Raw genomic sequence first — 7,172 nt, forward strand, 5'->3', positions numbered from 1 at the left:
GCAGATGTTTTGGACAATGCCGGCAGTATTGGTTCAAGTGGTGATGGGGTTGCGCTCAATGTGAGCGCTGATCTGAGCAATAGCGGACTGATTTATGCCAAGAAATCTGCAACGCTCTCCTTAGATGGGGATTTTATCAATAAGTTTGCCGACGTCATTGCTGAAGACAATCTCATCATCCGTGGTTTAAGTGGAGAGCGGGCTGGTCATGTGATCAACAGCTCAGGGCTTTTAGAAGCCGTGTCCGGCGATATGACCTTCGATGTCTCAGCGCTTACCAACATGCGTGAAGGCGGGGTTGAAGTTAGCGATAAAGTGGTTAATCGCAATGTCCATGAAACATCACATACCGAAAAAGATGGGTGGCTTTTGGTTGATACAACCACTACAACTACCAGAGTTACAACGACGGTTAGTCAGCAGCGGCCTCATTTTACCAATAATGCTGCACAAATTTTAGTAGGACGTCATCTGACAATTAATGCCGGCGATATCCGTAATAGCTACAGTTTAATTGCTGCTAATGGCAACATTGAGATGCAGGGAAATACGCTGCTCAATGAAGGGCGCGATTTAACCGAAACAACCAAGATTGAGACGACAACACGTATCGAGACTACATCTGGTGATATTTTGGGTGCAGGGGTGGCTCAAATAGGAGATACAGACACATCGGAATATGTTGATGATCCTGTAATAATCACGCGCACCTATGATGCTGTTTATGGCACGATTGAAGCTGGTGGCACGCTTGATGTCAAGGTTACAGACACTCTTGACAATCATGCGGTGCGTGAGGGGGTTGAGCAAGTTGGCTTAAGCTCTGGAGATAAAGGTTTGGCTGGTGTTAAAAACACCGATTTTGATGGTTCCAAACCACTGATTAGTGATGATCGATTGGACGGCATTATCAATGGTTTGAAAGGACACAAAGGGCTTTTTGCACCGAGCATCCAAACACCCGCACCAGAATCCATACAGGTGCCAACGCAAGATGGGCTTAGCTCTGTCAAGACAGAGTTAGCTGGCAGCCAATCACCGGATGTGCCGTTTTTAGTTGAGACGCGACAGGACTTTATCAACCCAAGTAAATTTTTAGGATCGGACTATTACTTAAAAAAGATTGGCAATTATAAGCCTGAGAACGTGTTCAAAAGATTGGGCGATGCTTATTTTGAATATCGTCTGGTGGGTGAGCAAATCTTTGAGCTGACAGGCAATCGCACTCTTCTTGATGATGAAGATCCCAATGCTCAAATGCAAACGCTCTATGACAATGCTGTGGAGCAGCAAGGTCCCTTGGGGTTAGTGCTAGGCAAGCCCTTAACGCCTCAGCAGATTGCTGAGATCAAAAAGGATATGATCTGGCTTGAGATCCACCTTGTCGACGGACAAGAGGTCTTGGTACCCCACGTTTATTTGGCGCCAACCTCCTCTTCAGAACAAGGGATAAAAAAAGCACAAGGATTGCAAGAAAATCTTGCCAGTGCACGTTTGAAAGGCAATGGCGTCACCTTGAATGCGGACCGTCTTACCAATAGCGGTGCTGTGGTAAGTGATGATGCACTGCACGTTTCGACCACGCAAACTTTGTTCAATAATGGTGGGTTTTTGCTTGGTACCGGAGCTGTAGAGCTCACCAGTAACGGTCTTTTAGCCAATTCTTCCGGTGTTATTCATGGTGATACGGTTACCATGACGGGTGATACGATTGTCAATAGCACCGCTAAAATCCGTGACACGAATGCATATGGTTTTGTTGATCGAGCTGGGCAGAAGGGACAAATTCTCTCTAATCATGAATTAAACATCCAATCCCTTGGTGATCTTGGCGCAGAGGGTGGGGAATTCACCAGCGGCGGTCCGATGACGATGATTATCGGTGGTTCTGCCACGTTTAGTGCATTGGCGCTAGAAAGTGAACATGCGCAGACATTGGAAAAAGGGCATTATAACGCCCAAAGCAGAGAGCACCGTTTGAGTGAAGTTAACAGTGGGGATGATCTTAACGTTGTTACGAACGGCGACCTCATCATGGATGGGGCTAAGGTAAAAGGAGAAGGTAATGGGAATCTCACCAGTGGTGCTGCTTTCACGCTGACTTCGGTGCAAGACGTTAACAGTTTTGACTTGGATCTTAGGGGCAAAGAAGGCGACAAATCGAAACAAAAGAATAAGTTTCGTCAACAATCAACTGAAGTTACCACAAACAAAAGCACGATGGAGTTTAGCAAAGACCTCTCCATACACGCGCAAAATGGGGATCTCACACTTGGTGCGGCAGGGCTATCAAGTGGTGGTCAGACGCATTTGACATCAGATAATGGGAAGATCAAGTTTCTCACCAACAAGGATCAAGATTTTAAGGATGTTTATCAGCGTAATGAAAACCTTGTGTGGTGGAGTGAGGGTGACGAAGGTTACCTTAAGGAGACCATCGAGCATGTCACCATAGATGCTAAGGGTGGCATGAAGCTTGATGCAGGCAATGGCTTTGTTGTTGAATATGAGGCAACCGGTGATTTAGACAAATCCCTTGAGCAATTGTCACACTCTCCAGGCATGGCATGGATCAAGCAACTGCGTGATGATCCCGTGTTATCCAAGCAAGTTGATTGGCAAGCAGTTAAGGCTGAGTTTAAAGACTGGGATTATAAAGCCCAAGGGCTGACAGAAGCCGGTGCGGCTCTCGTGGCATTGGCTGTCACGGCGGTTACGGGTGGAGCAGCCTCGGGCGCTGCTAGTGCCATTACCGGTGCTTTGGGGCTTGGCTCGAGCACCGCCATGAATGCGGCGATACAGGCTGGTGTCCAAGCGCTGATTAACAAAAGCGCTGTGGCTCTTGTTAACAATCGCGGTGATATTGCCGGCGCCTTGCATGAGCTTGGTTCTTCCAAGAATATTCTCAGCATTGTCTCGTCGATGTTGACAGCAGGCTTAACCAGCCAAATAACGGAAATGGTTGGTGTTGGACAATCTTTGCCAAAAACCGCTCCTTTTGTCGATCGCATTGCCCTTGAAGCGGAAAAGAACCTGATCAAAGCCGCCATTGGCACGAGCGTTCAAACGGCTCTTGAGGGTGGCTCTCTTGACAAGAACTTTTTTAACAATCTGCGCATCGCCCTGTCTGATACGGTTGGCAAATCGTTGGCAGAAGAAATTGGTACTGCCAAGGCAGAAGGCAAAATAGATACAGTCACTCAGATCGTTGCCCACGCCGGTCTTGGCTGCTTAAAAGGCGCTGTTGCGAGCGGTGCTTGCTCTGCCGGTGCTATCGGCGGGGCTGTGGGTGAAGCCACAGCCATGCTCCAGTTTAAACTGTGGGTGCAAGGCATTGTGAAAGAGGAAATGGGGGACCTAAACGGTCGCACCCCAACTCCGGAAGAGGAAGCGCGTATAAACGCAAAGATTGATGCGCAGTTTGCTGACTTTAGAGACCACACCATTGATGTTGCACGGGCTGCTGGGGGCGTTGCCGCTGCCCTTGCCGGTGGCAATGTTGATGCCGGTGCCGATGCCGCTGGAAATGCCGCTGCAAATAACTACCTCAGCAGTGCTCAAATAGCCCAGATGAATAAAGAATTAAAGGAGTGTCCTGACCTTTTATGTGAAGCAGAAGTGTCTGCGAAGTGGTCTGCGATTAGTACAGGGCAAGGTATAAGCTTTGGGGCTGGTATAGTAGCTGGTGTACCGGCTGAAATATACGATACGCTTGATGGTTTTTGGCAACTAGCCAAACATCCCGAAGAGACTTTGAAAGCGCTCAAAGATTTTTTCAGCAGTGATGAGATTTTGGCGACAATTGGTCGGACCCTTGGACAGTCCTATGTAGATCGCATTAATAAAATGGAGGAGGAATATGAGCGAGCCGGTGCTGGTGGATCCTTTAAAGCTGGACTTGAATTTGGAAAATTATTGACTGAAACAGCATCCCTAATGACAGGAGTTGCTGGAGCAGCCAAGGGAGCCATAAAGCTTGGCGAAAAGGCTTGGATTAAATTCATTGCTAGGAAAGATTTTGCCCAATTCGCTTCCAAGAAAAATCTTGCAGAACTTGCAGCTCAAGGAGATCCTGACAAACTAGCTGCTAGGAAAGAACTGACCAAACTCGCCGCTAAAGAAAAAAAGCTTTGGTTAAAAAAGAAACCCACTAAATTTACCGATAGCAAATTTGGACAGACCTACACAGTTTATCGGAGAGACGATTTGTTTGATCCTAACCAAATTGTTAATTGGACAGTAAAGAAGAAAAAGGTGTGGGGTACCAATATTGAAAGGACAAAAACAGGAAGAGCACCTATGGGGTTTGATGGCAAGCCTGTTGAGTTGCATCACCTAAAGCAAACCCCCGATGGACCCCTAGCGGAAATTAGCCATGAATTTCATAAAAAATATACTTCTGTTATTCATGCTAATCCAAAAACACATCAATCGCTTATAGAGAGAAAAAAGTTTGAGAAGCAGAGAGAGGAATATTGGAAAGAATACGGCAATGGGCATGGAGAACAAAAAAACAGTAGTTTAGGAGGAATAATCAATATGAAATGGGGCATTATAGGTCTAAATTTTGACAGATGGGGACAGGAGCACCGGCAGTAGTGATCTACGGTTGATGAAAAGAGAAAAAACAGAGATTTATAGAATAATTGATGGAGAATAATTGATGAAAACCTATACCTTAGATGATGTTATACAATTAGTTGATAAATATGAAGGTGATATTGTCAATTTTTGTTCTGAAGATGACGCAGTTGGTGATCTCGTGATTGAAAATGCGGAGAAAGCTCTCGGTTTACAATTCACATCTTCCTATAAAGTTTTTTTAAAACATTATAAAGGCGGGGACATTGGTGGTTATGAAATCTATAGTCTTTATGAGCATCCTATAGGTGTTCCTTTTGATGATATTGTTTTTCAAAACTTAAATGATAGAAAACGTGGTTTCGCAACACCAAAACAGCTTATCGTTTGTGATGCTGCTTTTGGTGAAACCTTTTATTTTGATTATACACAGTTTAGGGATGGAGAATGCCCACTTTATGTCATGCTTCCATCTGAAGATTGCGAATATTACGCAAGTAATTTTTATGAATTCCTTTGCAAAAGAATTAAAGAAAGCGCGGGAGAAGAGATACCTGAAGGTGACCAACCGATTGAAAAGATTGAGAACACTCCCACTCCGCAACCTATACCTTTTTACAAGAGTTTTTGGAAAAAACTATGGAAGAGGTCAAATTGATAGAGGAAATATGGAGCGTTTATAACGCACGTTTTGAGGTTCATCCATGAAAACCTATACTTTAGATGATGTTGCAGTATTAATTGATAAAGTGAATAAATATGATGATGAGATTATCAATTTTGGTACTGCAGAGGATGCAGTTAGTGATGTACGGATTAAAGAGGCAGAAAAAACTCTCGGTTTACAGTTTACAACTTCTTATAAGGATTTTTTAAAAAATTATAAGGGAGGAGAAATTGGAGGTGATGAAATATTTAGCATTTATAACGCAAGTTTTGATAAGTGTCCTGCTGGTGATATTGTTTTCTATCATTTGACGGATATAAAAAATGGTTTCGCAAAACCAAATCAGCTTGCCGTGAATAGAACTGATTTTGGTGAAACATTTTATTTTGATTACTCTCAATTTCGGGATGGTGAATGCCCACTTTATGTCATGCTTCCATCTGAAGATTGCGAATATTACGCAAGTAATTTTTATGAATTCCTTTGCAAAAGAATTAAAGAAAGCGTGGGAGAAGAGATACCTGATGGTGATCAACCGATTGAAAAGATTGAGCACACTCCCACTCCGCAACCTATCTCTTTTTACAAGAGTTTTTGGAAAAAACTATGGAAGAGGTGAAATTGATAGCGAGGAAATATGGAGCGTTTATAACGCAAGTTTTGAGGATCATCTATGAAAACCTATACCTTAGATGATGTTGCAGTATTAATTGATAAAGTGAATAAATATGATGATGATATTATCCATTTTCGTATTAAAGATAATGCAGTTGATGATCTTGTGATTGAAAAGGCGGAGAAAGCTCTCGGTTTACAATTCACGTCGTCTTACAAGAGTTTTTTTAAACATTATAAAGGTGGGGACATTAGTGGTGAAGAAATCTATAGTCTTTATGAGCATCCTATAGGTGTTTCTGTTAATGACGTTGTTTTCCAAAACTTAAATGATAGAAGAGATGGTTTTACGACACCAGAACAGCTTGTCGTGTGTTACGCTGATTTTGATGAAACCTTTTATTTTGATTATACGCAGTTTCGGGATGGTGAATGCCCACTCTATGTCAGGTTTCCATTGGATAATTGCGAATATTACGCGAGTAATTTTTATGAGTTCCTTTGTAAAAGAATTAAAGTACACGCGGGAGAAGAGATACCTGATGGTGATCAACCAATTGAAAAGATTGAGAACACTCCCACTCCGCAACCTATCCCTTTTTACAAGAGTTTTTGGAAAAAACTATGGAAGAGGTGAAATTGATAGAGGAAATATGGAGCGTTTATAACGCACGTTTTGAGGATCATCTATGAAAACCTATACCTTAGCTGATGTTGCAGTATTAATTGATAAATATGATGGTGATATTGTTAGTTTTGGGATTGCAGAAAATGCGGTTGATGATCTCGTGATTGAAAAAGCAGAGAAAGCTCTCGGTTTACAATTCACATCTTCCTATAAAGTTTTTTTAAAACATTATAAAGGCGGGGACATTGGTGGTTATGAAATCTATAGTCTTTATGAGCATCCTATAGGTGTTCCTTTTGATGATATTGTTTTTCAAAACTTAAATGATAGAAAACGTGGTTTCGCAACACCAAAACAGCTTATCGTTTGTGATGCTGCTTTTGGTGAAACCTTTTATTTTGATTATACGCAGTTTCGGGATGGAGAATGCCCAATCTATGTCATGCTTCCATCTGAAGATTGCGAATATTACGCAAGTAATTTTTATGAATTCCTTTGCAAAAGAATTAAAGTACACGCGGGAGTTGAGATACCTGATGGTGACCAACCGATTGAAAAGATTGAGCACACTCCCACTCCGCAACCTATCCCTTTCTACAAGAGCTTTTGGAAAAAACTATGGAAGAGGTGAAATTGATAGAGGAAATATGGAGCGTTTATAACGCACGTTTTGAGGATCAT

The 7,172-nt window shown here is 42.6% G+C and carries 5 protein-coding genes; all 5 read left to right on the forward strand.

Features of this window, described 5'->3' with window-relative positions:
* Positions 1–4,599, forward strand: a 4,599-nt coding sequence (locus tag ACFIKG_RS08140; RefSeq protein ID WP_375652082.1) for a DUF637 domain-containing protein, incomplete at its 5' end; no start/stop codon positions are given.
* Positions 4,600–4,663: 64 nt separating this feature from the next.
* On the forward strand, positions 4,664–5,239 hold the full coding sequence (locus ACFIKG_RS08145; RefSeq protein WP_375627485.1) for an SMI1/KNR4 family protein: 576 nt from the start codon (positions 4,664–4,666) through the stop codon (positions 5,237–5,239).
* Between the two features lie 46 nt (positions 5,240–5,285).
* Complete coding sequence (locus ACFIKG_RS08150) at positions 5,286–5,867, forward strand: SMI1/KNR4 family protein (RefSeq protein ID WP_375652083.1); 582 nt, start codon at positions 5,286–5,288, stop codon at positions 5,865–5,867.
* Positions 5,868–5,921: 54 nt separating this feature from the next.
* Complete coding sequence (locus ACFIKG_RS08155; protein WP_375627483.1) at positions 5,922–6,500, forward strand: SMI1/KNR4 family protein; 579 nt, start codon at positions 5,922–5,924, stop codon at positions 6,498–6,500.
* 52 nt (positions 6,501–6,552) lie between these two features.
* On the forward strand, positions 6,553–7,122 hold the full coding sequence (locus ACFIKG_RS08160; RefSeq protein ID WP_375652084.1) for an SMI1/KNR4 family protein: 570 nt from the start codon (positions 6,553–6,555) through the stop codon (positions 7,120–7,122).
* The last annotated feature ends 50 nt before the right edge of the window (positions 7,123–7,172 follow it).

This window comes from Bartonella sp. LB28NMGDW, from assembly GCF_042194435.1.
Taxonomy (GTDB): domain Bacteria; phylum Pseudomonadota; class Alphaproteobacteria; order Rhizobiales; family Rhizobiaceae; genus Bartonella; species Bartonella grahamii.